Annotated in this window: 18 protein-coding genes; 3 read left to right on the plus strand and 15 right to left on the minus strand. The window is 64.1% G+C overall.

Annotated features, from left to right (window positions below):
* Positions 1-236: 236 nt before the first annotated feature.
* The 7 genes from ACB030_RS17580 to ACB030_RS17610 form a co-directional block, all read right to left on the minus strand.
* Positions 237-1667: an ABC transporter ATP-binding protein gene (locus ACB030_RS17580; RefSeq protein WP_371161575.1), complete on the minus strand. Its 1431-nt coding sequence runs from the start codon at positions 1665-1667 to the stop codon at positions 237-239.
* Positions 1664-2470 (minus strand): ABC transporter permease, encoded by an 807-nt coding sequence (locus ACB030_RS17585; protein ID WP_371161577.1) that lies wholly within the window; start codon positions 2468-2470, stop codon positions 1664-1666. The genes ACB030_RS17580 and ACB030_RS17585 overlap by 4 nt, the downstream gene beginning before the upstream one ends.
* A gap of 2 nt (positions 2471-2472) precedes the next feature.
* The gene (locus ACB030_RS17590) at positions 2473-3435 is read right to left on the minus strand and encodes an ABC transporter permease (protein ID WP_371161579.1); all 963 of its coding nucleotides are present in this window, start codon (positions 3433-3435) and stop codon (positions 2473-2475) included.
* Positions 3432-4958 carry an ABC transporter substrate-binding protein gene (locus ACB030_RS17595; protein WP_371161581.1) on the minus strand — a complete coding sequence of 509 codons (1527 nt, stop codon included), beginning with the start codon at positions 4956-4958 and terminating at the stop codon, positions 3432-3434. The genes ACB030_RS17590 and ACB030_RS17595 overlap by 4 nt, the downstream gene beginning before the upstream one ends.
* A 208-nt stretch (positions 4959-5166) precedes the next feature.
* Positions 5167-5829: a glutathione S-transferase family protein gene (locus ACB030_RS17600; protein WP_371161583.1), complete on the minus strand. Its 663-nt coding sequence runs from the start codon at positions 5827-5829 to the stop codon at positions 5167-5169.
* 31 nt (positions 5830-5860) lie between these two features.
* Positions 5861-6157: a glutathione binding-like protein gene (locus tag ACB030_RS17605; protein ID WP_371161585.1), complete on the minus strand. Its 297-nt coding sequence runs from the start codon at positions 6155-6157 to the stop codon at positions 5861-5863.
* Between the two features lie 177 nt (positions 6158-6334).
* Entirely contained in the window at positions 6335-6790 is a 456-nt protein-coding gene (locus tag ACB030_RS17610; RefSeq protein ID WP_371161587.1) for a hypothetical protein, read from the minus strand.
* Between the two features lie 200 nt (positions 6791-6990).
* On the opposite strand from ACB030_RS17610, the gene suhB reads away from it, so the two are divergent.
* Positions 6991-7794 (plus strand): inositol-1-monophosphatase, encoded by an 804-nt coding sequence (gene suhB, locus ACB030_RS17615; protein ID WP_234567271.1) that lies wholly within the window; start codon positions 6991-6993, stop codon positions 7792-7794.
* A gap of 158 nt (positions 7795-7952) precedes the next feature.
* Here suhB and ACB030_RS17620 read toward each other — a convergent pair whose 3' ends face one another.
* Both ACB030_RS17620 and ACB030_RS17625 read right to left on the minus strand, forming a co-directional pair.
* The gene (locus ACB030_RS17620; protein WP_193558756.1) at positions 7953-8828 is read right to left on the minus strand and encodes an OmpA family protein; all 876 of its coding nucleotides are present in this window, start codon (positions 8826-8828) and stop codon (positions 7953-7955) included.
* A 67-nt stretch (positions 8829-8895) separates the two neighbouring features.
* Positions 8896-10869, minus strand: coding sequence for a methyl-accepting chemotaxis protein (locus tag ACB030_RS17625; protein ID WP_371161590.1), 1974 nt, complete (start codon positions 10867-10869; stop codon positions 8896-8898).
* A gap of 146 nt (positions 10870-11015) precedes the next feature.
* Between ACB030_RS17625 and rnt the strand changes: the two genes are divergently transcribed.
* Entirely contained in the window at positions 11016-11693 is a 678-nt protein-coding gene (gene rnt / locus ACB030_RS17630) for a ribonuclease T (protein ID WP_371161591.1), read from the plus strand.
* Between the two features lie 251 nt (positions 11694-11944).
* The gene (locus tag ACB030_RS17635) at positions 11945-13267 is read left to right on the plus strand and encodes a Na+/H+ antiporter family protein (RefSeq protein WP_371161593.1); all 1323 of its coding nucleotides are present in this window, start codon (positions 11945-11947) and stop codon (positions 13265-13267) included.
* A 65-nt stretch (positions 13268-13332) separates the two neighbouring features.
* On the opposite strand, the gene ACB030_RS17640 is transcribed toward ACB030_RS17635, so the two are convergent.
* The 6 genes from ACB030_RS17640 to ACB030_RS17665 form a co-directional block, all read right to left on the minus strand.
* On the minus strand, positions 13333-14538 hold the full coding sequence (locus tag ACB030_RS17640; RefSeq protein WP_371161595.1) for an MFS transporter: 1206 nt from the start codon (positions 14536-14538) through the stop codon (positions 13333-13335).
* A 104-nt stretch (positions 14539-14642) separates the two neighbouring features.
* The gene (locus ACB030_RS17645) at positions 14643-15560 is read right to left on the minus strand and encodes a LysR family transcriptional regulator (RefSeq protein WP_371161597.1); all 918 of its coding nucleotides are present in this window, start codon (positions 15558-15560) and stop codon (positions 14643-14645) included.
* A 241-nt stretch (positions 15561-15801) separates the two neighbouring features.
* Positions 15802-17688, minus strand: coding sequence for a DEAD/DEAH box helicase (locus ACB030_RS17650; RefSeq protein WP_041205964.1), 1887 nt, complete (start codon positions 17686-17688; stop codon positions 15802-15804).
* Between the two features lie 181 nt (positions 17689-17869).
* A complete protein-coding gene (locus ACB030_RS17655; protein WP_371161599.1) occupies positions 17870-18331 on the minus strand; it encodes a hotdog fold thioesterase in 462 nt (153 codons plus the stop codon).
* Positions 18332-18438: 107 nt separating this feature from the next.
* Positions 18439-18927: a hypothetical protein gene (locus ACB030_RS17660; protein WP_371161601.1), complete on the minus strand. Its 489-nt coding sequence runs from the start codon at positions 18925-18927 to the stop codon at positions 18439-18441.
* Positions 18927-21986 (minus strand): FAD-binding and (Fe-S)-binding domain-containing protein, encoded by a 3060-nt coding sequence (locus tag ACB030_RS17665; protein WP_371161603.1) that lies wholly within the window; start codon positions 21984-21986, stop codon positions 18927-18929. The genes ACB030_RS17660 and ACB030_RS17665 overlap by 1 nt, the downstream gene beginning before the upstream one ends.
* Between the last annotated feature and the right edge of the window lie 90 nt (positions 21987-22076).

The following is a 22076-nucleotide window of genomic DNA, read 5'->3' on the forward strand; positions in this document are numbered from 1 at the left end:
CAGAGGGGATCCAATAAACAGGGTCAATCAAAGGTGAAACGCAAGGCGGAGGACCCGCACCGGCCAGGAGCAGGACGCTCTTTGGCTTGCGGTGATCTTAGTGATTCATGTCACAAAAAACGAACGAATCTTTATAATCTGCTTTCCCAAGTTTTTCTAATGTGACGGGGCCAGCGGCCCCGTCGAACTGACATCGAACGGGAGCGGGGCGCCTGTGTCCAGGCGCCCCGCTCCCCTTAGCCCACCCGCCCCAACCCGGCGGGCGCCAGCCCCTGCTCGGGTGTGCCAGCCGCACCCAGTCGCAGGCAGCGCCCGGCCACCTTGCCCGCCAGCGCCTCGTCATGGGTCACCAGCAGCAGGGCGCAGCCTATCTCCGCCAGCTTCCCCAGCAAGCAGGCGATGGTCTGCTGCTGGCTAAGGGGATCGAGCCGGGAGGTGGGCTCGTCGGCAAACAGCAGCACGGGGCGCAGCAGCAGGGCCCGGATCAGGGATAGCCGTTGCAGCTCTCCCCCCGACACCTGGCTCGGCAGCCGGCTCAACAGGCTCTCATCGAGGCCTAGCCTCGCCAGATAGTCGGTGAGAGGCTGGCGGGGCAGCCTGTGCAGGCGCAGCAGATCGTCAAACTGGGTGGCGAGACGCACCCGGCTGGCGAAGGCCTGCACCGGATCCTGATAGAGCTTCTGCCAGCGGTAAGGGGCTATGCCCCCCTGGCGCAGCACCCGCCCTCGCAGCGGGCGCTGCAACCCCAGCAGCACATTGCCGAGGGTGCTCTTGCCCGCACCGCTCGGCGCCATGATGGCGAGCCGCTCCCCCCGGGCCAGTGGCAGGTCGAGCCCCTCGAACAGGGTCTGATCCCCGTAGCCCATGGCGAGCCCCTCCCCCCTGAGCAGCCAGTCGCCGGTCGGGGGATGCACGGCCTCGGGCCAGGCCGAGGGCTCCGCCGCCAGCAGGGCGCGGGTGTAGGCATGGGAAGGCGCCTGCAGCACCTGCTCGGCGGGCCCCTGCTCCACTATCTCTCCCCCCTTGACCACCAGCACCCAGCCCCCCAGCGCCCGGGCCAGGGAGAGATCATGGGTGATGGTCAGCAGGTGGCGCCCCTCGGTCAGATAGCCCTGCAGCAATGTCTGCAGCCTGGCACTGGCCCGGCGGTCGAGCCCCTTGGTGGGCTCGTCGGCGATGAGCAGGCGCGCCTGCCCCAGGGTGGCGGCGGCAAAGGCGGCGCGTTGGGCCATGCCCCCGGAGAGCTGGTGCGGGAAGTGGCGCTCCCGCCCGGCAAGCCCGAGCCGCTCGAGGGCGTCCCGCGCCCGCGAGCGCGCCTCCTTGCCGCCCGCCAGCCAGCCCTCCTCCACCTGAGGCAGCAGCCCCATGGTGGGGTCCAGCGCCAGCACCGGCTCCTGGGGCAGCATGGCCAGCTCCCGCCCCCAGAGGGCGCGCAGGGCCAAGGGGTCCGCCAGGCTGTGGCACAGGCCGTCCATCGCCATCTCACCCCGGCCGCGCAGGGGGGCAGGCAGGGTCCCCATCAGGGCATGGGCCAGCAGGGATTTGCCCGAGCCGCTCTCCCCTATCAGGGTCAAGGCGCTGCCGGGGTAGAGGGTGAGATCCAGCGCCTGCAGCAGGGTCTGTCGACCGTCATCCACCTGCAGGCCCTTGATATGAATGGTCGTCATGGGGTGACTCCTTGCGGGGATCCAGGATGAAGGGTGCCCTTCTGATTGAGCAGCACCAGGGCCAGCAGCATCACTCCCATCACCAGTATGGGGGCCAGCAGCAGGCGGGGCGCCTCCTGATAGTGGGGCAGCGCCTCCGTCATCATCAGGCCGAGCTCAGGGGTGGGTGGCTGGATACCCACCCCGACGAAGCCCAGGGTCGAGAGGGTCAGGATGGCCCCGGCGAGGCCAAAGGCCATCATGGTCAGCAGCTGGGGAGCCAGCTCGGGCCAGAGGTGGCGCCGCAGGATCTGGGCGTTGCCAAAGCCCAGCAGCCGGGACGCCTCCACCTGGGGCGAGGCAAGCAGCGCCCGGCTGCGAGCCCGCACCACCCGGTAGTACTCCACCCACTGGGCCATGGCCAACCCGAGATAGAGGATGGCGAAGCCCCCCTGGGCCATGGCGGAGAAGAGCAGCACCAGCAGCAGGCTCGGCAGGGCCAGCACGCCGTCGGCCAGGCTGCGCAGCAGGCCGTCGACCCAGCCGCCGCGCCAGGCTGAGAGCCAGCCCAGCAGCGACCCCAGCAGGGCCGCCGTCAGGACGCACAGCATCCCCAGCAGCAGGGAGAGCCGGGTCGCTGCCGCAAGCCGCGCCATCAGGCTGCGGCCCATCTGATCCCGCCCGAGCGGCTCCTGCCAGGAGGGATCGGCCAGGAACTGCACCAGATCCTGGGCGGCGGGATCGGGCCAGAGCACGGGGCCCAGCAGGGCGAACAGCACCACCAGCAGGAGCAGGCTTGCTCCCGCCTTGAGAGAGAAAGACATGATCAGGACTCCTTGGGACCGCGGGGATCGATGGCGAGGCAGAGCAGATCCGTCAGGGTATTGAGCAGCACGAAGAGCGCCGCCAGCACCAGCACGGTTCCCTGCACCATGGGGATGTCGCGCCAGAAGATGGCATGCACCAGGGCATGGCCGATGCCGGGCCAGGCGAACAGGCTCTCGACCACCACCACCCCTTCGATGAGCAGCACCAGCTGAACCCCTGTGTAGGCGATGACGCTGACCCCGGTGTTGCGCAGGCCGTGACGCCTGAAGACCCGGGCGGGCGAGAGCCCCTTGGTGAGGGCGAAGCGGTAATAACCGGACTGCACCACGGTGAGCACGCTCTCGCGCACCACCCGGGAGAGCACACCCGAAAGCCCCAGCCCCAGGGTGAGGGCGGGCAACAGCAGGTTGCTCCCCTCCCCGTGGCCGGCGGCGCTGACCCAGCCCAGCTCCACCGAGAGCAGCACCATGAGCACCAGGCCGAGCAGGAAGGGAGGCAGCGCGCGCATCAGCACGCTCCAGCCCAGGGTCAGGCGATCGCACCATCCCCCCGGACGCAGGGCGCTCAGGCTGCCGAGCGGCAGTGCCAGCAACAGGGCCAGGGCCACGGCGGCCACCGCCAGGGACAGGGTGGCCCCCAGGTGGTGGCCCACCTCGCTGGCCACAGGCGTGCCCGTCACCAGGGAGCTGCCAAGATCCCCCTGCAGCAGGGCCCCCAGCCAGTCACCGAAGCGGGAGAGGGCCGAGCCGGCCAGCCCCAGCTCGCTTCGCACCGCGTTGGCGGCCTCGGCGGTGACATAGTCATAGCCGTAGCGGCCCGCGGCGATGCGAAAGGCAAGGTCCCCGGGCAGGGATTGCACCATCAGAAAGCAGAGCCCGGCCACCAGCAGGGCCACCATCAGCGCCTGCACCAGCCGCTGGCCCAGTATTCCCATGACGGCAGAGAAGGGCGCCGCTGTCATTGTGCACTCCATGTGAGTTTGTCCAGACGGTAGCTGCGCTCCTGGGGATCCAGCTCAAAGCCCTTCAGCTCACGGCTGACCGCCGCGCTCTGGCGATACCAGGCGATGGGCAGGAGGGGCAACTCCTGCTGCAGGGTGGTGGCGATGTCACGGCGCAGTGCCGCGGCCTCCCCTGCGGGCAGGGTCTCCTTGCCAAGGCGGGCCAGTGTTTGCTCCATGGCTTGGGATTGCCAGTTCATCACCCCCCAGTCGGCACCGGCGGGGGCCAGATCCCCCAGCAGGGTGACCAGGGGATCCGGCACCAGGGCATAGTTGCGGGCATAGAGGCCGAGCTGGAGCGAGCCATCCTGATGACCGGCCGGGATCTCGCTCGAGTTGCCCACCGCCACCTTGAGGTCCACCCCCACCGCCTTCCACTGCGCCTGCAGTGCCGTGGCCAGCAGGGGCAATTCCGGGCGATCCGGGAAGGTGCGCAGGGTCAGGGCGAAGCGCTCCTCCCCCTTGTGCAGCACGCCATCCGCCCCCAACAGCCAGCCTGCCGCCGCCAAGGCCGCCTGAGCCGCCTTGACGTCATAGGCGAGCGGGGTCAGCCCGGGTTGATGCCACTCCCCCAGGGTGGGAGGGAAGAGCTGGGTCGCCGCCATCTCGGGATCCCGCAGCAGGGCCGCCGCCATGCCACGGCGATCGATGGCGAGGCTGAGGGCGCGGCGCACTACCGGATCCTTCAGACGGGGATCGGTCCCATTGAGCTTGAGCTGTATGGTGCGCGGCAGGGTGACGGAGACGATGGAGACCCGGGGCGCCTGCTGCAAGCGGCGGATGCTGACCGGATCCAGCCCCCAGGCGATGTCGGCCTGACCGCTCTCGGCCATCAGGGTACGGCTCTCGGCGCGGCCCACCGTCAGGTAGCTCACCTGCGAGATGGCAGGCTGGGGGCCCTGCCAGCCATCGAAACGCACTGTCTCTATCCGCTGGGGCTGCTGCAACCGGGTGATGCGATAGGGGCCTGAGCCGATGACCTGGGTCACCTCCCCCTTGGCATCATAGGCCCCCTTCGCCAGGATCTGGGTGCTGGGGTGAGCCAGCACGGCGGCCAGGGGCGCGAAGGGGCCGGTGAGGGTGACCAGCAGGGCCCCCTCATGGGCCTCGATAGACGCGATGGGGGCACTGGTCATGACGCCGGGCTTGCGCCATGCCTGCTGCAGGGCAAAGGCGGCCTGCTCGGCGCTCACCTCGCTGCCATCGTGAAAGCGGGCCCCGGGGCGCAAGGTGAATCGCCATTGCAGGCCATCCTCGGAATGAGACCACTGGCTGGCGAGCCCGGGTTGCAGATTGCCCTGGCTGTCGACCTCGACCAGGGTCTCCGCCACCTGCATGCGGGTAAAGAAGACCCCGTTGCTGGCAGGGTCGACACTGTGGATCTCCCAGGGCCCCACCATGGCCAGCGGCTTGCCGTGAGCCACATTCATTCCGGTCATCAACACCAGGGCGCACCATCCCCAACGGGCGTGTATTTTTGTCATCCTTTCCATCCAAACGATAATGATTACCAACCAAGAGCTGGCGTTATAACATAACAGTTAATCGAGATGAATGACTTTTCATTTTTGATAGATGGCTTATTTGCAGCGGGAAAGGGGGAACAGATGAGCGGTCCAGCAGGCGTGAAGGGCGGCAATGGGGCTGCAATCATAAAAAGCGATGGCCCGTCATCGGGCCATCGTCATCATCCTAGCGGGTCACCATCTGCTGTGCCCGCTTGACCAGATCCTCGGGGCTCTCGTTGCGCAGCGGTATGGTGATGCCCTTCTGGCAGGCGGGTCTGGCCTCCATGCGCGCCATCCAGGCCTGCAGATGGGGCAGGCCCTCGATGGAGATGCCGCTCCAGTCATGGATCCGCACCCAGGGCCAGGTGGCGATGTCGGCGATGCTGTACTCGTCGGCCAGGTACTCATGGTGCGCCAGGTGACCGTCGAGTACCTCGAACAGACGGCGCCCCTCCTTCTGGTAGCGCTCGATGGCCGCCGGGATCTTCTCGGGGAAGTAGCGGTAGAAGACGTTGGCCTGCCCCATCATGGGGCCGACGCCACCCATCTGGAACATCAGCCACTGGATGGCCTGGGAGCGGCGCTTGGGATCTTGCGGCAGCAGCTTGCCGGTTTTTTCCGCCAGATAGATAAGAATGGCGCCGGATTCGAACACGGCGAAGTCACCGTTGTCCCGATCGACGATGGCCGGAATGCGGCCATTGGGGTTGATGGCCAGAAACTCGGGCTTCTTCTGCTCCATGGTCGAGAAATCCAGCGGGATCACCCTGTAAGGCAACCCCAGCTCCTCGAGGGCGATCGACACCTTGAACCCATTGGGCGTGGCGGCAGTGTACAACTCTATCATCTTGGACTCCTTGGACGTTCAAACGTAATGATCAGGCCTGGGCACTGGGGCGGGCGCTCACCCGCTCATGCCAGGCCTGCAAATGATGCTGGTGCGGGGCGATGCGAAGGCCGACCACCTTGCCAAAGTCGATGGTGCACAGGGCCAGGATGTCGGCGATGGTGAAGCGCTCTCCTGCCACATAGGGCACCTCGGCAAGACGGGCATCGAGCCTGGCAAACCAGGCCAGGGCTGCTGCTTGCACTCCTCCCCCCACTATGCCCTTCTGCGCCAGAAACATCCTGACCCGGCGGGCGTTGGAGGCACGGTTCAACTCATAGACCTTCATCTCGCCTCCGTTGTCGGAAACACTGCGGGCCGCTTCCCATTCCCATGAGGAGCAAAAGCCAAGCGGCACAATATCGGTCTGTTGGAACATTCATGCCAACGACTGGCGTAAAATGTTTCCCTGCCCCTTATGACAAATATTGCGCCGCTTGAACAGCCCGAATAGAGGGGGGATCGATTAGCTGCACAGCACCACGGGTTGACGCTGTCGCAGCAGGATGAGGCGGGAGAGGAGCGGGAAATAGGACTCTAACTTGCTCTGCAGTACCAGGCTGCAGGCGGGATCCGCCAGCTCCGCCTCGTCCAGCACTATGCCATTGGAGACGAAGTAGAAGCGCGGATCCCTGACATCCGGCCCCTGGGGGGGCGTCTCATATTGTCGATGAACCAGCAAGGGCAGCACGGGCAAGCCCAGAGTAGTGCCGCCGGCGGGCCAGACCGGCTCCGGCCATGCCGCACCATCTTCTTCCAGCAGCAAGATGGCCGCCTCCTCCTTCGAGGGTTGCCACTTATCCGGTTGTGCCACCCTCACCTCGGTGAAGTAATCCCCCTCTACGCTGGCGGCACGCAGTGCGGCCAGCACACCCAATGTCGTCGCTGCCGACGGTTTTTGACTGACTAATGACAGATTCATGGCTCATGTCCCTATGCTCACCACAGCCTGTTAATCGGCTGTCGCGTTAAGACTAGCCGATAACGGGTCTTTATTGGAGCCGTCAGATCTGCCAGCACTCGCCCTGACCGAATGCGGGTACCATGGTTGCTATTCCAGAATATCTTGGTAAGATACCGCGTCCTTTTATCCCCCGTTCTTTAACATCCAGTGGTGAACCTATGCATCCGATGCTGAATATCGCCGTGCGCGCTGCGCGCAACGCCGGTCAAGTTGTAGTAAAAGCCTTCTCCCAGCCCGAGAACATCGAGGCTATCCAAAAAGGCAGCCACGACTTCGTGACCAACGTTGACCGTGAAGCCGAAGCGGCCATCATTCACACCATCAAGAAGTCTTACCCGGAACACAGCATCGTGGCTGAAGAGTCTGGTGAGATTACCGGTACCAATCCGGATTACCAATGGATCATCGACCCACTGGATGGCACGACCAACCTGGTCAAGGGCATTCCGCACTTTGCCGTCTCCATCGCCCTGCGCGTCAAGGGCAAGACCGAACAAGCCGTCGTTTACGATCCCATTCGTGACGAGCTGTTTACCAGCACCCGTGGCAACGGCGCCCAGCTGAACGGCTACCGCATCCGTGTCGGCAAGGCCAAAGAGATGGCTGGCACAGTACTGGCCACCGGTTTCCCGTTCAAGCAGAAGCACCACATCGAGCCGTACCTGAAGATGTTCCAGAGCATGTTCATCGAGTGCGCCGATATCCGCCGCGCCGGCTGCCCCGCGCTGGATCTGGCCTATGTGGCCGCTGGTCGCATCGACGGTTTCTGGGAAATCGGCCTGAAGCCTTGGGAAACGGCCGCCGGTGAGCTGCTGGCCAAGGAAGCCGGTGCCATCGTCACCGACTTCGTGGGTGGTCACAACTACGAGAACTCCGGCAACATGGTGGTTGCCAACCCGCGCGTCCTGAAAGAGATGCTCGGCAAGATCCGCGAAAATCTGCCGGACTCTTTGGCTAAATAAGCTGGCCAGGTCAGTCGCGAACCCTTGAAAAAAATGCCAGTCGGCCCAGCCGACTGGCATTTTTTTATCTCAGTGATCGGAAAAATCAGCCGCTGCAGCGTGGAACCGGCCCCTGCCAAGTTCCAGATGAGCAGGCTAGAGGTGCATGGTTTTTCACTTTAGATGGTGCCGTTGCGCCCCATGTTGATCACGACCCGCCGGTTCTTGGCTCGGCCCGCGTCCGTCTCGTTGGAGGCCACGTGCTGTTTCTCGCCATGCCCCTCCACCGAGATCTTGCCCTCCTCGATGCCAAGATCCACAAACACCTGCTTGATGGCATCTGCCCGCTTCTCGGAGAGCTTCTGATTCGGCCAGCGACCGCCGTAGCTGTCGCTGTAGGCGTCGATCACCACCACGTCTATGCTCTTGTCCGCCTTCACGTAGTCGCCGATCAGCGCCAGTCGCCGCCTGGAGGCAGGCGACAGCTGATCGCTGTTCTTGTCATAGGAGAGCACGCTGAAGGCGATGTCGTTGAAGCTGTAGGGCAAGAGGCCGCTCAGGCAATCCATGAAGGCCTGGTATTTGACCCTGAAGTTGACCGAGGAGAGCGACACCCGCACCGGCCTGTCCTGGCGATACCAGTCTCTGTACTGGAAGGTGGGCATGCGCCCCCCCTCCAGCTCGTCCAGCATGGTCCAAGCGGTCTGCCCCGCCACCAGGCCGTCGAACTGCTGATAGAACTGCAGCTGGCTTATCTGGCGTCCGGAGACACCGGGGCGCCAGCTGGGGGGCATGATCCCGAGGCTCACCGTCTGGGTCCTGGCCTGCGGCCGCTGCCCCTTCAGCTCGAAGTCCAGGTTGATCTTGCGACCGGCCCGGCTGACGAAGGCACCCGTGCCCCAGCGGGGTATGGGGTGTTCGAGACGGCACTCCACCTGAGTATCCGAGGTCAACCGCCAGACGGATTGATCCAGACCGGCACCGAACTCGGTCACTCCCGCCTGCAACTGCATACTCACGGATATGCTGATCAACCCTAACACCCAAGCATTCAACGGCTTGCCCTCCACACGATCTCGGATTAACTATCGGCAGCGGCAAGCCAAGCTTTAGGGCAAAACCTCAATGGGGAGCGGGGCGCTCCATCAGTTTGAAGCTGGCGATGCGGGCCGTCAGATCCTGGGCCAGCTGATCCAGCTCGACACTGTTTTGTTGCAGGGTCTCCGAGTGCAGGCGGTGGGCCTCATAGACCTCCCGAATGGTCAGCACGTTGTGCTGGATATCGTCGGTCACATAACGCTGCTCCTCGGTGGCGGTCGCCACCTGGGCGGTCATGTCGTTCACCTTGCGCACCTCCTTGACGATATCGGTCAGCTCGCTGCCTGCCCGTTTCGCTTCGGTCACACTCAGCCCCACCTGCTCGGTGCCCAGGTGCATGGCCGTCACCGCCTGACTGGCGCCCTGGCGCAGACGGGCCAGCATACGCGCAATGTCATCCGCCGCCTGCTGGGTGCGCGAGGCCAGCGCCCTCACCTCCTCCGCCACCACGGCAAAACCGCGACCGGATTCGCCGGCGCGGGCCGCCTCGATGGCGGCGTTGAGGGCCAGCAGATTGGTTCTGTCCGAGATCTGCTTGATGAGGCTGAGCGCCTCGCCGACCGACTCCGTCTCCCGATGCAGGTTGTCCACCAGCTGCTGGGTATCGACCAGGGTGCCCGCCACCTGCTGGATGGCGTCTATGGTCTGATCTACCTCCCTGTCACCCTGATGGGCACGTCCGATGGCCTGCTGGGTCGCCTGCGAAGTCTGGGTGGCGTTGCGGGCAATCTCCGCCACCGTCGAGGCCATCTCGGTCGCGGCGGTGGCGACCAGATCCACCTGGCCAACCCCCTTGGCCACACCGGCGTTGACCTGTGCTATCACCTCTGCCGAGGCGGCGGCGCTGCGCGCCAGCACGTCGCAGGAGCGGCGCACCGCCAGCAACAGCCCTTCCAGATGTTCGAGGAAGCGGTTCAGATCCTGTGCCAACGCCCCCAGTTCATCGCCGGATCGCCAGTTGACCCGCACCGTCAGATCGTTCTCCTGCACCAGCCGCTTGAAGGTGTGATGCAGCGCCAGGAACCCCAGATGCAGGTCGCGCACCACCCGCCAGCAGACGGCACTGGTCAGGGCCACGCACAACAGTACGCCGAGGGCGGCCCACCAGAAGTCGCTGGCACTCCTGGCCCGCATCTGCTCAACCCGATCGTACAGCTGTTGATAGAGGCGATCCTCGCTCTCCTTGAGCAGGCTTATCTTGTCGGTACTCAAGGCAAACCAGGCTTCGGCATCCACCCCAAAGCCGCCGCTGGCCGCCTTCTCCAGCGCCAGTTTTTCGATGTCGGCCACCTTGGCCACCACGGGAGAGGCCAGGCTGTCGGCCAGCAGCTGACGTTGTGAGGGGCTGGCTAACGCCTGGAAACGTTCGAGATAGGTATTCTGGGCGGCGAGGAGGGAGATGTATTGCTGCAACAGCGCCGGGGTGAAGCTGCCTCGCGCGAACACATTGCTCAGGGTCGCCCGCTCCAGCCCCATGCGTTCCTTGCTCTGCAAGAAGGCGGCGTAGGCACTGGTCTGCAGCGCTATGGTGGCATCCTGACTGCGAATGCTGACCTGATCCACCACCGCCAGCAACTGGGTGATGAGACGGGTATAAAAGCCAACCTGCTCCGCCACCTCGACCCCCAGGGCACCAACCCGCTCACGCATGGCGGTGAGCCCGGTCAACCCCTGCTGCACCTCTGTCAATGCCAGCAAGGCAGGATCCTGATGAAAACGCGCCAGCAGAGTGTCGACCACCTTGCGCTGGGCAGGCAGGGCATCACGGAACTTGTTGCCGCCAGAACCGAGGAAGCCGGCCGACATGCCACGCTCCTTTTGCAGCTCATGGGCGAGCTGCGCCGCCTCCCGCACCACTCCAAGTGCAGCCTGTGCCTGACTCATCTCCTGCTCGACCCGATAACGCTCATAGACGTATCGACCGGAAAAAAACAGCAGGGCCAACAGTGGCAGACAGACCACCAGCAACATCTTGTGCGCCAATCCCAGCTTCTTCATCGCCTCTCCCCTCCATGGTTGAAGTGGCCAATTATAAGCGCAACTGCTTTTAATAGAACCAGTTGGCCTGCGCATGGCGGCCCAGGAGGGACAAGGGCCGGCTTTTTTGCCATAATGCCGCCTCCTTTCACGCCGACCGAGATACCATGACCGACGCCGTTCACACCCTCAAGGGCCGTTTTCGTGGCTTTTACCCCGTCGTCATCGATGTTGAAACCGCCGGATTCAATGCCAAGACCGATGCCCTGCTGGAGATCGCCGCCTATACCCTCAAGATGGATGAGCAGGGCTGGCTCATGCCCGATCAGATCTTCCATTTTCATGTGGCGCCATTCGAAGGGGCCAATCTGGAGAAGGCCGCCCTGGAGTTCACCGGCATAGACCCCTTCAATCCACTGCGCGGCGCCGTGGACGAGAAGGAAGCGCTCACCGAGATCTTCAAGGGAGTGCGCAAGGGCATGAAGGAGAGCGACTGCGGCCGGGCCATCATTGTGGCCCACAACGCCACCTTCGATCACGGCTTCGTGATGGCTGCCGCCGAACGGGCCGGTCTCAAGCGCAATCCGTTCCATCCCTTCGCCACCTTCGATACCGCAGCCCTCTCGGGCCTGGCACTGGGACAGACGGTGCTGGCCAAGGCCTGTCAGAGCGCGAACATCCCCTTTGACAATAAAGAGGCCCACTCCGCCCTCTACGACACCGAGCGCACCACAGAGCTGTTCTGTCATATCGTCAACCGCTGGAAGAGCCTGGGGGGTTGGCCCCTGGCCACTCCGGAGGACGCACCCGCCGATGACAACCCCAGCAGTGCCATTGGGGAATGAGAAAGAGGCTGCCTTGGCAGCCTCTTTCCATGAGGTCGGAACCGCCGCCGGGCATCTGGTTTGACCAGAACGGCATAAACAGGGTCATCCAGCACCGTTTTCAGCATTCCATCCCGACAGCGCTGGATTAGCTCGGCAGGAATGCCGTGAAGAGGCCATTTTGCCGTTTTTTTTCTCGACATTTGTCACGTTTTTCGCAAACTAGCTGACTTTCCCCCGACAGACAGCAACACAATCTATAAGGAAATCAAATGAATCCTGTTGTTATCGCGGTGGCGCTGATGCTGGTGCTCAGCCTGCTGCGGATCAATGTGGTGGTCTCTCTCGCCATCGGCGCCATCGTCGGCGGCCTGCTCGGCGGCCTCTCCCTCGAACAGACCCTCAGCACCTTCACCGGCGGACTGGGTGGCGGCGCAGAAATCGCCCTCTCCTACGCCATGCTGGGGGCCTTCGCGGTGGCCATCTCCCGCTCCGGGATCACCGACCTGCTGGCCCGCAAGGTGATCAGCCAGCTAGGTAAGGATGCCAGTTCGTCCCGCATCCTCTGGGTCAAGAGCCTGCTGTTCACCTCGGTACTGGGGGTCTCCATCTCCTCCCAGAACCTGATCCCGGTCCACATCGCCTTCATTCCCATCCTGATCCCGCCGCTGTTGCACGTCATGGCCCAGATGCAGATCGATCGCCGCCAGGTGGCCTGCGTCATCACCTTCGGCCTGACCGCGACCTACATGCTGTTGCCGGTAGGTTTTGGTGGCATCTTCCTCAACAACATCCTGGCCAAGAACCTGATCGACAACGGGGTGGCGGTCGAGTTCAGCCAGCTGCCGCTGGCGATGGCAATCCCTGTTCTGGGGATGTTCGTTGGCCTGCTGGTCGCCCTGTTCATCACCTACCGCAAGCCGCGCCAGTATGATCTGGAGAAGATCCTGGCCGCCGAGCCGGAAACCGTCGAGCTGAACCTCAACCATATCTGGGTCGCCCTGCTGGCCATCGCCGTCGCCCTGGGGCTGCAGCTGATGACCAACAGCATAGTGCTGGGGGCCCTCGCCGGTTTCATCATCTTCACCTGCGGTGGCGTCATCAAGTTTCGCGAGAGCCAGGACGCCTTCACCCAGGGCGTGCGCATGATGTCCCTCATCGGCTTCATCATGATCTCCGCCGCCGGCTTCGCCGCCGTGATGAAGGAGACCCACGGGGTGGAGAGCCTGGTGCAGTCCGTCTCCGGCATGATGGCGGGCCACAAGGGGCTGGCCGCCTTCCTGATGCTGCTGGTGGGCCTGCTCATCACCATGGGGATAGGTTCCTCCTTCTCCACAGTGCCCATCATCGCCACCATCTATGTGCCCCTGTGCATCCACCTCGGCTTCTCCCCCATGGCGACCATCGCCCTGGTGGGGACCGCCGGTGCGCTGGGGGATGCGGGCTCCCCCGCCTCCGACTCGACGCTCGGCCCCACCTCGGGCCTCAACGCCGACGGTCAGCACGACCACATCTGGGACAGCGTGGTGCCCACCTTCATCCACTACAACATCCCGCTCATTATCTTTGGCTGGATAGCCGCCATGGTGCTCTGACCCAGCGCCACGCAGGCAGACGAAAGGCGACCCCAGGGTCGCCTTTATTGTCTCTGGTGCCCGTCTCAAGGGGCCGGTTGCAGACTCCGCTTCCCGGCGAGGGCGGCCATACTGGCCGTCAGCGCCAGCGCGAGGCCCGCCCAGCCCACATCGACCCAGCTCCCCTGCTGCCAGGCCAGCATGGCCAGGCTTGAGCCGAGCGTTCCTCCCAGGAACATGCCCGTCATGAAGAGGGTATTGATCCGCCCCCTCGCCTCGGCTCTGAGGCCATAGATGAGCTGCTGATGGGCGACGAGCGCACTCTGTACCCCCAGATCCAGCAAGATGACCCCGAGCGCCAGCCCGACCAGAGAGAGCCATGTCTCGAACAGGATCCAGGCCAGCACCACCAGCAGGGCGCCCACCAGCACCACGGGCCTTGCTCCCAGCCTGTCGGCCATCCGTCCTGCCAGCGGGGCAGCCACCACGCCCGCCACGCCAATCACCCCGAACAGCCCGGCGACCTCGGCCCCGAGTCCGTAGGCGGGATCGGCGAGGTAGAAGGCCAGCACAGTCCAGAAGGCACTGAAGGAGGCAAACAGCAAGGCCTGGGTCAAGGTGGCGCGGCGCAAGGCGGGCTCTTGGCGCCACAAGCCGATCAGGGAGTGCAGCAGGCGGGCATAACTCAGGGTGGAGCGAGGCAACCCCAGCGGGATCATCCGGGCCATCAGCAGCCCCCCCAGCAGGGCCAGTGGCACCCCGCACCAGAACATGGCCCGCCAGCTGCCATAGGCGGTGACAAGGCCCGCCAACGTACGGCTGAGCAGGATCCCGGCCAGCAGGCCGCTCATCACGCTGCCGACCACGGCACCCCGCCTGGCCGGGTCGGCCAGAGTGGCCGCCACCGGCACTATCTGCTGGGCCGCCGTGGCGCCTATCCCGAGCAGGACGGAGGCCAGCATCAACATGGTCGCCCCCGTGGCCACGGCCGCCATAGAGGAGGCCAGTGCAATCAGCACGAACTGCCCCAGAATGAGCCAGCGACGCTCGACCACATCCCCAAGCGGCACCAGCAGCAACAGGCCGGCCGCATAACCGAGCTGGGTCAGCATGGCAATCAGGGGGATGGCGGATTGGCCGGGAAAATCCTGTGCCATTACCGCCAGCATGGGCTGGTTGTAATAGATGTTGGCGACCGCCAGACCGCAGGAGAGGGCCATGGCAAAGACAAGGGCGGGGCCGGGCGTGCTGTTGGCCATGGCGGCCCGCTCGGTGGAGACTGATGAACTCATGATGCCATCCTCATAGATGAATGAACCCCGTGCAGGCACGGGCTGGATGAGCACAGCCTACCCATGGACACGGGGCGGCAGTAGCAGGCGCCACGCCATAACACCTATTCCACCCCGGCATGCTCCGGCCCCTGCCCCACGCCGGGCAGCCCGGCCACGAAGGTCAGGAAGGCGCGCGCCTTGGCGCTGAGTTCGCGACCTGCCGGCAGCAGGGTCCAGAGCTCCAGCGTCGGCAATTGCCACCCCGGCAGCGCCACCACCACCTCCCCCCGGGCAAGCTCGGGGGCGAACATCCACTCGGAGGCGATGCCGAGCCCGAGCCCCGCCAGCACGGCGGCCCGCATCCCCTCGGCGGCCGAGACCGTCAACCGTCCCCGCCCTCGCACCGCAATCCGTTCGTCTCCCCGGCAAAACAGCCACTGCTGCCCCGTGCCGGGCTTGGGGCTGTAGAGCACCAGATCGTGATCCTGCAACCCCTGGGGGGAGGCCGGCATGCCCCTGGCCGCGAAGTAGGCCGGAGTGCCCAGCACCCGCATCTCGCAGCGGGAGAGACGGCGGGCCACCAGCGCCGAATCCGCCTGCTCCCCGAGCCGCAAGGCGACATCGATGCCGGCCGAGATGAGATCGACGTTGCCATCGTCCAGCAGGATCTCGAGCTCCAGCCCAGGGTGATCCCCGAGAAAATCCGACAGGTGCGGGATGATGTGCAGGCGGGCGAAGGTGACGGGGGCGCTCACCCGCAGGCGACCGCTCAGGCCGGCCCGGCACTGCTGCACCATGGCGTCGGCCTCGTTGACCTGCGCCAATATCTCCCTGGCGCGCCTATAGTAGGCCTCCCCCGCCTCGGTGGGGGCCAGGCCACGGGTCGAGCGCAGCAGCAGGCGGCTGCCAAGACGCTCCTCCAGCTGGGCAATCAGCTTGGAGACAGTGGGTTGACCCAGTCCCAGCCGACGCCCCACCGCCGAGAAGGAGCCGGTCTCCACCGCCAGCACGAAGACCTCCATCACCCCCAATCTATCCATCCGTCTCTCCCCTGCCCGTCACTGCCGGCGGCGTCTCACCTTGCGCCGTCGGCATCCAGTGGCACAAGGTAGCATCCCGCCCCCTCGGCTGCATCCCTGCCCTGTCCGACATGGCCCAGGGCTGGCCCCTTTGCCATCCTGTCCGGTCTCTTGCGGGATCCGCTTGCCCGAACTTTTGTCCAAACGAGGCGCACAAAAAAAGGCCGCTCATGGAGCGGCCTTTCATCAATCAGATCTGGACTCAGCTGTCGCGGCGCTTGTTGCCACCGAACTTGCGATCCTTGTTGAAGCCACCTTCACGGCGCTCCCCGCTCTTGTTGAACGGACGGTCACCGCTGGGGCGGCGATCCTTGTTGAAGGGACGATCGCTGCGGGGCGGACGGGGGGCAGTGTTGCTGCCGGCCGGCACCTCGGTGTAGCGGGTGATCATCAGCGGACGCTGGCAGACACGGGCCTTCTTGATCACTTCCAGCACATCGGCGGTCATGCCCTTGGGCAGATCGACGGTGGAGAAGTCATCGGCGATGTCGATGTTGCCGATGAAACGGCTCTCGATGTTCGCTTCGTTGGCGATGGCGCCCACGATCTGGCCCGGCTTGACGCCGTGATGGGCACCCACGTCTACGCGGTAACGCTCCATCTCTACGTCAGGATTGTCTTTGAGCGGGCGCGGCTCCAGGGACGGCATGCGACGGGCAGGACGATCGCCACGGTCACCGAAATCACGGGGAGCACGATCACCGAAGTCACGGCGCTCGAACTCACGGCCAGCACGGTCGCTTGCCGGTTCAGTGACAGAGTCATCCAGCAGCAGCGGTTGGTCACCCTGCACCAGCTTGGCCAGGGCGGCAGCCAGCTCCAGCGGATCGGCAGAATCTTCTTCGATCAGCTCGTTCACCAGATTCACGTAGATCTCGAGCTCTTCGCCCATCATGGTTTCCCGGATGCGCTCCTTGAACTTGGTCATGCGGTGCTGGTTGATGTCCTCGGTGCTCGGCATCTTCATCGGCTCGATGGCCTGACGAGTGGCGTGCTCGATGGCGCGCAGCATGCGGCGCTCGCGGGGAGCCACGAACAGGATGGCCTCACCCTTGCGACCGGCACGGCCGGTACGGCCGATACGGTGAACGTAGGATTCGGTATCGTACGGAATGTCGTAGTTCACCACGTGGGTGATGCGCTCGACGTCCAGACCACGGGCGACCACGTCGGTGGCGATCAGGATGTCCAGCTGGCCTTGACGCAGCTTGTCGACGGTACGCTCACGCAGCTTCTGCGGAATGTCACCGTGCAGCGCTTCACAGGCGTGACCACGGGCGGCCAGTTTGCCCGCCAGCTCTTCGGCGGCGTTCTTGGTGCGCACGAAGACCAGTACGGCTTCGTACGGTTCGACTTCCAGCAGACGGGTCATGGCGTCCAGCTTGTGCAGACCGGTTACCTGCCAGTAGCGCTGGCGGATGGTCGGTGCGGTGGACGTCTTGGTGATGATCTTGATCTCTTTGGGTTGCTTCAGGTGCTTCTGGGCAACACGACGGATCTGGTCCGGCATGGTGGCAGAGAACAGGGCAACCTGACGGGTGGCCGGGCACTGCTCCATGATCCAGTCCACGTCGTCGATGAAGCCCATACGCAGCATTTCATCGGCTTCGTCCAGAACCAGGGCTTTCAGGCCGGAGAGGTCCAGGTTCTTGCGACGGATCAGGTCCATCACGCGGCCAGGGGTACCCACGACAACCTGAGCACCACGACGCAGGGCGCGGGTCTGGGTTTCGTAAGAGGAACCACCGTAGATGGGCAGAACATGGAAGTCCGGCATGTGCTTGGCGTAACGTTGGCACGCCTCGGCAACTTGCAGCGCCAGCTCACGGGTCGGTGCCAGCACCAAAATCTGGGTGTTGCGGTTACCAGCTTCCAGACGAGACAACAGAGGCAAGGCAAAAGCAGCGGTCTTCCCCGTACCGGTTTGCGCCTGCCCCAGCAGATCGTGTCCCGCCATCAGGTGGGGAATTGCTGCGGCCTGGATCGGTGACGGGCGCTCATAGCCCACGTCTTGCAGCGCTTTCAATACAGGCGCGGCCAGTCCAAGCTCACTAAAAAGGGGCATTTGTTCGGTATGGGTATCAGACATAGATTCTTCCAGAGTAAGGCAGGCGGCTAAGCACCGCGGAATAGCAAAAAGGCGGCGATTATAGCGCCACTTTGTTCTGCTGTCTTGAAAAATGTGATAAGCGTCTCAAGACGTTGGCAATTATAGAGGGATCTTGCGACTATGGCTTGCTTATTTTGCACTACTGGTGCGTTATTGCTTGTCACGCCCCGCTGGAGTCCTTGTCCCGCTTGTGTTTGAGCACCGCCATGGTCAATCGGCTGGTGCACAATAAACGCCCACGTTCATCCCGAATGTCAATCTGCCACACCTGGGTCGTTGCCCCCAGATGCAGTGGCGAGCAACGCCCTGTTACCACACCTTCCCGCTTGGACCGCAAGTGGTTGGCGTTGACTTCCAGCCCCACACAATAGCTGTCTAGTCCGACCGCCATATTGGCCGCCAGCGACCCCAGCGTCTCCGCCAACACCACGGAGGCACCACCGTGCAGCATGCCGAGCGGCTGATGGGTACGGTGATCCACCGGCATGCTGGCTTCAAGCCAGTCGGGGCCAACATCCGTGTAGATGATATCGAGGTGGGCCATCAGGGTGTTGCGGGAGCTGGCATTGAGCCCTTCGAGGCTCATGGGTTTGCGCCAGATGGGGGCGTTTTCTTGACTCATGGCGAGCAGACTCCTTATGTGATCAATGGGTTGGACGCGAGCATGTCGGCGAAAAAGACGAAGAAAAGAAGATGCCCCGACCGGGGCATCTTGGCAACCACCTTGCATCACCAGGGGTAGGTCACCCCGGGCCACTCGGCCCAGGGCAGCTCACGCCCCGGCAGGCGCGGGTGGTGCCAGTGCCACACCTTGCCCAGCCAGGCGCGCAGCTCGGCCTCCAGCAAAGCGTCAGCGAGGGGAGCCTCGGCCACCTTCCAGAAGAAGAGCTCCACCTCCACCTCCGGCAGCACCGAAGGGTAGAGATAGACCCCACCCCAGAACTCGGGCTCCCGCTCCGGGCTCCAGAGGCCGTAGGCAAAGGATCGCTTGGCGAGAAACTCCGAGCACTGCCACTCCAGATCGGCCTCGTGCTGGCTCAGGCTGAACTGGGCCGAGGGCCAGACGTCATCCGGGCGAAACAGCTGATGGAGCTGCTCCCGCTCGCGCAGCATGGCGACAAACTCCACCACTGCCTGGGTCGGGTTGACCGGCAGCAGCAGGAAGTGCGGGTGCCGATAGGCTTGCGGCACCCGAAACCGCTTGGGAAAGCGCAGCATCAGAGCAGTTCCAGCAGCGCCTGCAGCGGATGCTTGAGTTTCTCCCCCTCCATCCGCTTGACCTGACTGCGGCACGAGTAACCCGTGGCCAGACAGCGATCCTTGGGCAGACGTGCCAGGGGCTCGGCCCAGCTGAGGCCATAGATCCCCTTGGAGTTCTCCACCTGCCTGGCGTCGTGGCCATAGGTACCGGCCATGCCGCAGCAGCCCACAGACACAGGCCGCAAGCTGGCCCCAAAACGCTGGAACAAGGTGCCCCAGTCGCCGTGGGTCGAGGGCTTGGCGGTCTTCTCGGTGCAGTGGGCAAACAGATACCAGGGCTCGACCTCCCCCTGCTCTTCCTCGGCCCTGACGTGCGGGGCCGGAAGAGAGAGCAGCCACTCCTGGGGCAGCTGCACCTGGAAGTCGCCGCGGGCGGGGCCCAGGGCCTTCACATACTCGTCGCGATAACAGAGCACCAGGGAGGGGTCCACCCCCACCATGGGGATGCCCAGTGCCGCCATCTTGTTGAGGAACTGGGCGCTGCTCGCAGCAGTGCGGGCGAAGGCACGCAGGAAGCCCTTCACGTGCTGGGGCTTGCCGTTGGGCTTGAACGGCAGCAGGTAGGGCTGATAGCCCAGCTTGCTGGCGAGCGTCACCAGGTCCCGCACCACGGGGGCGTCGTAGTAGCTGGTGAAAGGATCCTGCACTATGAGCACCACTTTTTTACGCTGCTCGGGGCTCATGGCCTCGAGGCCCGGCAGGTCGAAATAGCGGGCCTTGTGATCACGCAGCTCCTCGGCCAGGGTGGGAATGCTCAGGAGTGGCACATCCACCATGCCGATGCTCTTCTCGGTCGCCTTCTGGGCCCACTCTTTTTCCAGGAAGAAGTTGACCAGCTTGGGCGCCTTGGCGAGCAGGGGCGCGTAAGCTTCGACGGTGCCGACGAAGTAATCCTTGGGGCCGCGCAGATAGCGGCTGTGGTAGAGCTGCATGAAGCGGGCACGGAAGCTCGGCACATCCACCTTGATGGGGCACTGGCTGGTGCAGGCCTTGCACGCCAGACAGCCTTCCATCGCCTCCATCACCTCGTGGGAGAAGTCATACTGGCCGCGGGCGCGAGCCAGGGTGTTGCGCGTCTTGTCGATGATGGCCTTGATAGACAAGCCGCCGCTTTGCAGGGCCACCTCTTGCGCGAGCGGGTCGAACCCCTGCTCCGCCATCTGGCGCAGCCATTCACGCATCAGCCCGGCCCGCCCTTTGGGGGAGTGGCGGCGGTCGCGGCTGATCTTGACCGAGGGGCACATGGGTGAGTCGGTCTCGAAGGTGAAGCAGAGCCCGTTGCCGTTGCAATCCATGGCGCGGGTGTAGCTTGTCCGTACCGCAATGGGGATCTGGCGGTCAAACTTGCCGCGCTTGGGCCCGTCCACCGACACAAGCGAAGCGCCGCTGCCATAAGGGATGCAGATCTTGCCCGGGTTGATGCGGTTGGCGGGATCGAAGGCGCCCTTGACCCGCTGCAGCTCTTCCCACAGCTCGCCGAAGAAGGCGGGGCTGTATTCGGAGCGGAAACCCTTGCCGTGCTCCCCCCACATCAGGCCGCCATATTTGGCGGTGAGGGCTACGACCTGATCCGAGATGCGTCGCAGCAACACCTCCTGCTCGGGGTCGCACAGGTCCAGCGCCGGGCGCACGTGCAGCACCCCGGCATCGACGTGGCCAAACATGCCGTAGTCGAGGCCGTGGCCGTCCAGCAGGGCACGAAACTCCATGATGAAGTCCGCCAGGGATTCCGGCGGTACGGCGGTGTCTTCGGTGAAGGCCACCGGCTTCTTGCGCCCTTCGGCGTTGCCAAGCAGCCCTACCGACTTCTTGCGCATGCCGTAGATGGTCTCGATGCTCGGCAGGTGGTCACACACCTGATAGCCGATGATCCCCGCCTCCCCCTTGGCCAGCAGGCCGTCGATACGACGGCACAGCTCGGCCACCTTGGCCTTGTGCTCGGCTTCATCGGTGTCCGCAAACTCGACAATGTTGAGCCCCTGCAAGTCCTTGCCGGGCACGTCCTGGATGAGGTCTTTCACCGAGTGCCAGATGATGTCGGCGCGGGCCAGCCCCAGCACTCGGGAGTCCACTGTCTCCACCGACAGGGCATGAGCCTGCACCATAAAGGGGGCATTCCTGAGGGCCGAAGGGAAGCTGTCGTACTTGACGTTGACTAGGGTGCGGTAGCGCGGGATGGGGGTGATGTTGAGGCGAGCCTCGGTGATGAAGCCCAGCGACCCTTCAGATCCGCACAACACCCGGCTTACATCCAGGGTGTCGGTATCGGGTTGATATAGATGCTTGAGGTCGTAACCGGTCAGGAAGCGGTTGAGCTTGGGGAAGGTCGCCTCTATGTCGGCGCGCCTCTCCTTGCCGATGCGATAGAGGGTGCGGTAGATCTCCCCCTCGCGGCTCTCGAGGGCCAGCTTGTCCGCCAGGCGCTGGCCGGTCACCGGCTCGGTCGCCATGATGTCGCCGTTTTCCAGCACGGCTTTGAGGCCGAGCACGTGATCCGAGGTCTTGCCGTAGACCAGGGACCCCTGCCCCGAGGCATCGGTGTTGACCATGCCGCCCAGGGTGGCGCGGTTGGAGGTGGAGAGATCCGGCGAGAAGAAGTAGCCATGAGGTTTGAGGTAGGCGTTGAGCTGATCCTTCACCACCCCGGCCTGGGCGCGCACCCAGCCCTCTTCCAGATTAATTTCCAGGACCTGGTTCATATGGCGCGAGAGATCGACGATAATGCCGCCGCCCAGGGACTGGCCATTGGTGCCGGTGCCGCCGCCGCGAGGGAAGAAACTCAAGGTGGTGTATTCCGGCCCCTGAGCCAGCTTGAGCATCACTGCAATATCATCCGCGCTGCGCGGATAGAGAACCGCCTGAGGTACTACCTGATAGACGCTGTTATCCGTCGCCATCGCCAACCGGCTTGCATAAGACTTTTCGATATCACCACGAAATGCTGATCGCGCCAGCAACTCAAGAAACTGCAGGGTTGTAGGTGACAAACTGTCCTGGTAATCGAGTCTCGGGATCATGAATCCTTGTTCCCTTCCTTTGCTTGATGCCGGCATTCCGGCGACAACGACCGTTCGGGGCTGCCTCTTTGCGGGCCCCCGAACCAGTCC

Source organism: Aeromonas sp. S16(2024) (genome assembly GCF_041403065.1).
GTDB lineage: Bacteria > Pseudomonadota > Gammaproteobacteria > Enterobacterales > Aeromonadaceae > Aeromonas.

Coding starts and splice junctions, on each gene's coding strand:
- ACB030_RS17580 (WP_371161575.1), bottom strand. CDS start 1,667: ATGACGACCATTCATATCAAGGGCCTGCAGGTGGATGACGGTCGACAG.
- ACB030_RS17585 (WP_371161577.1), bottom strand. CDS start 2,470: ATGTCTTTCTCTCTCAAGGCGGGAGCAAGCCTGCTCCTGCTGGTGGTG.
- ACB030_RS17590 (WP_371161579.1), bottom strand. CDS start 3,435: ATGACAGCGGCGCCCTTCTCTGCCGTCATGGGAATACTGGGCCAGCGG.
- ACB030_RS17595 (WP_371161581.1), bottom strand. CDS start 4,958: ATGACAAAAATACACGCCCGTTGGGGATGGTGCGCCCTGGTGTTGATG.
- ACB030_RS17600 (WP_371161583.1), bottom strand. CDS start 5,829: ATGATAGAGTTGTACACTGCCGCCACGCCCAATGGGTTCAAGGTGTCG.
- ACB030_RS17605 (WP_371161585.1), bottom strand. CDS start 6,157: ATGAAGGTCTATGAGTTGAACCGTGCCTCCAACGCCCGCCGGGTCAGG.
- ACB030_RS17610 (WP_371161587.1), bottom strand. CDS start 6,790: ATGAATCTGTCATTAGTCAGTCAAAAACCGTCGGCAGCGACGACATTG.
- suhB (WP_234567271.1), top strand. CDS start 6,991: ATGCATCCGATGCTGAATATCGCCGTGCGCGCTGCGCGCAACGCCGGT.
- ACB030_RS17625 (WP_371161590.1), bottom strand. CDS start 10,869: ATGAAGAAGCTGGGATTGGCGCACAAGATGTTGCTGGTGGTCTGTCTG.
- rnt (WP_371161591.1), top strand. CDS start 11,016: ATGACCGACGCCGTTCACACCCTCAAGGGCCGTTTTCGTGGCTTTTAC.
- ACB030_RS17635 (WP_371161593.1), top strand. CDS start 11,945: ATGAATCCTGTTGTTATCGCGGTGGCGCTGATGCTGGTGCTCAGCCTG.
- ACB030_RS17640 (WP_371161595.1), bottom strand. CDS start 14,538: ATGAGTTCATCAGTCTCCACCGAGCGGGCCGCCATGGCCAACAGCACG.
- ACB030_RS17645 (WP_371161597.1), bottom strand. CDS start 15,560: ATGGATAGATTGGGGGTGATGGAGGTCTTCGTGCTGGCGGTGGAGACC.
- ACB030_RS17650 (WP_041205964.1), bottom strand. CDS start 17,688: ATGTCTGATACCCATACCGAACAAATGCCCCTTTTTAGTGAGCTTGGA.
- ACB030_RS17655 (WP_371161599.1), bottom strand. CDS start 18,331: ATGAGTCAAGAAAACGCCCCCATCTGGCGCAAACCCATGAGCCTCGAA.
- ACB030_RS17660 (WP_371161601.1), bottom strand. CDS start 18,927: ATGCTGCGCTTTCCCAAGCGGTTTCGGGTGCCGCAAGCCTATCGGCAC.
- ACB030_RS17665 (WP_371161603.1), bottom strand. CDS start 21,986: ATGATCCCGAGACTCGATTACCAGGACAGTTTGTCACCTACAACCCTG.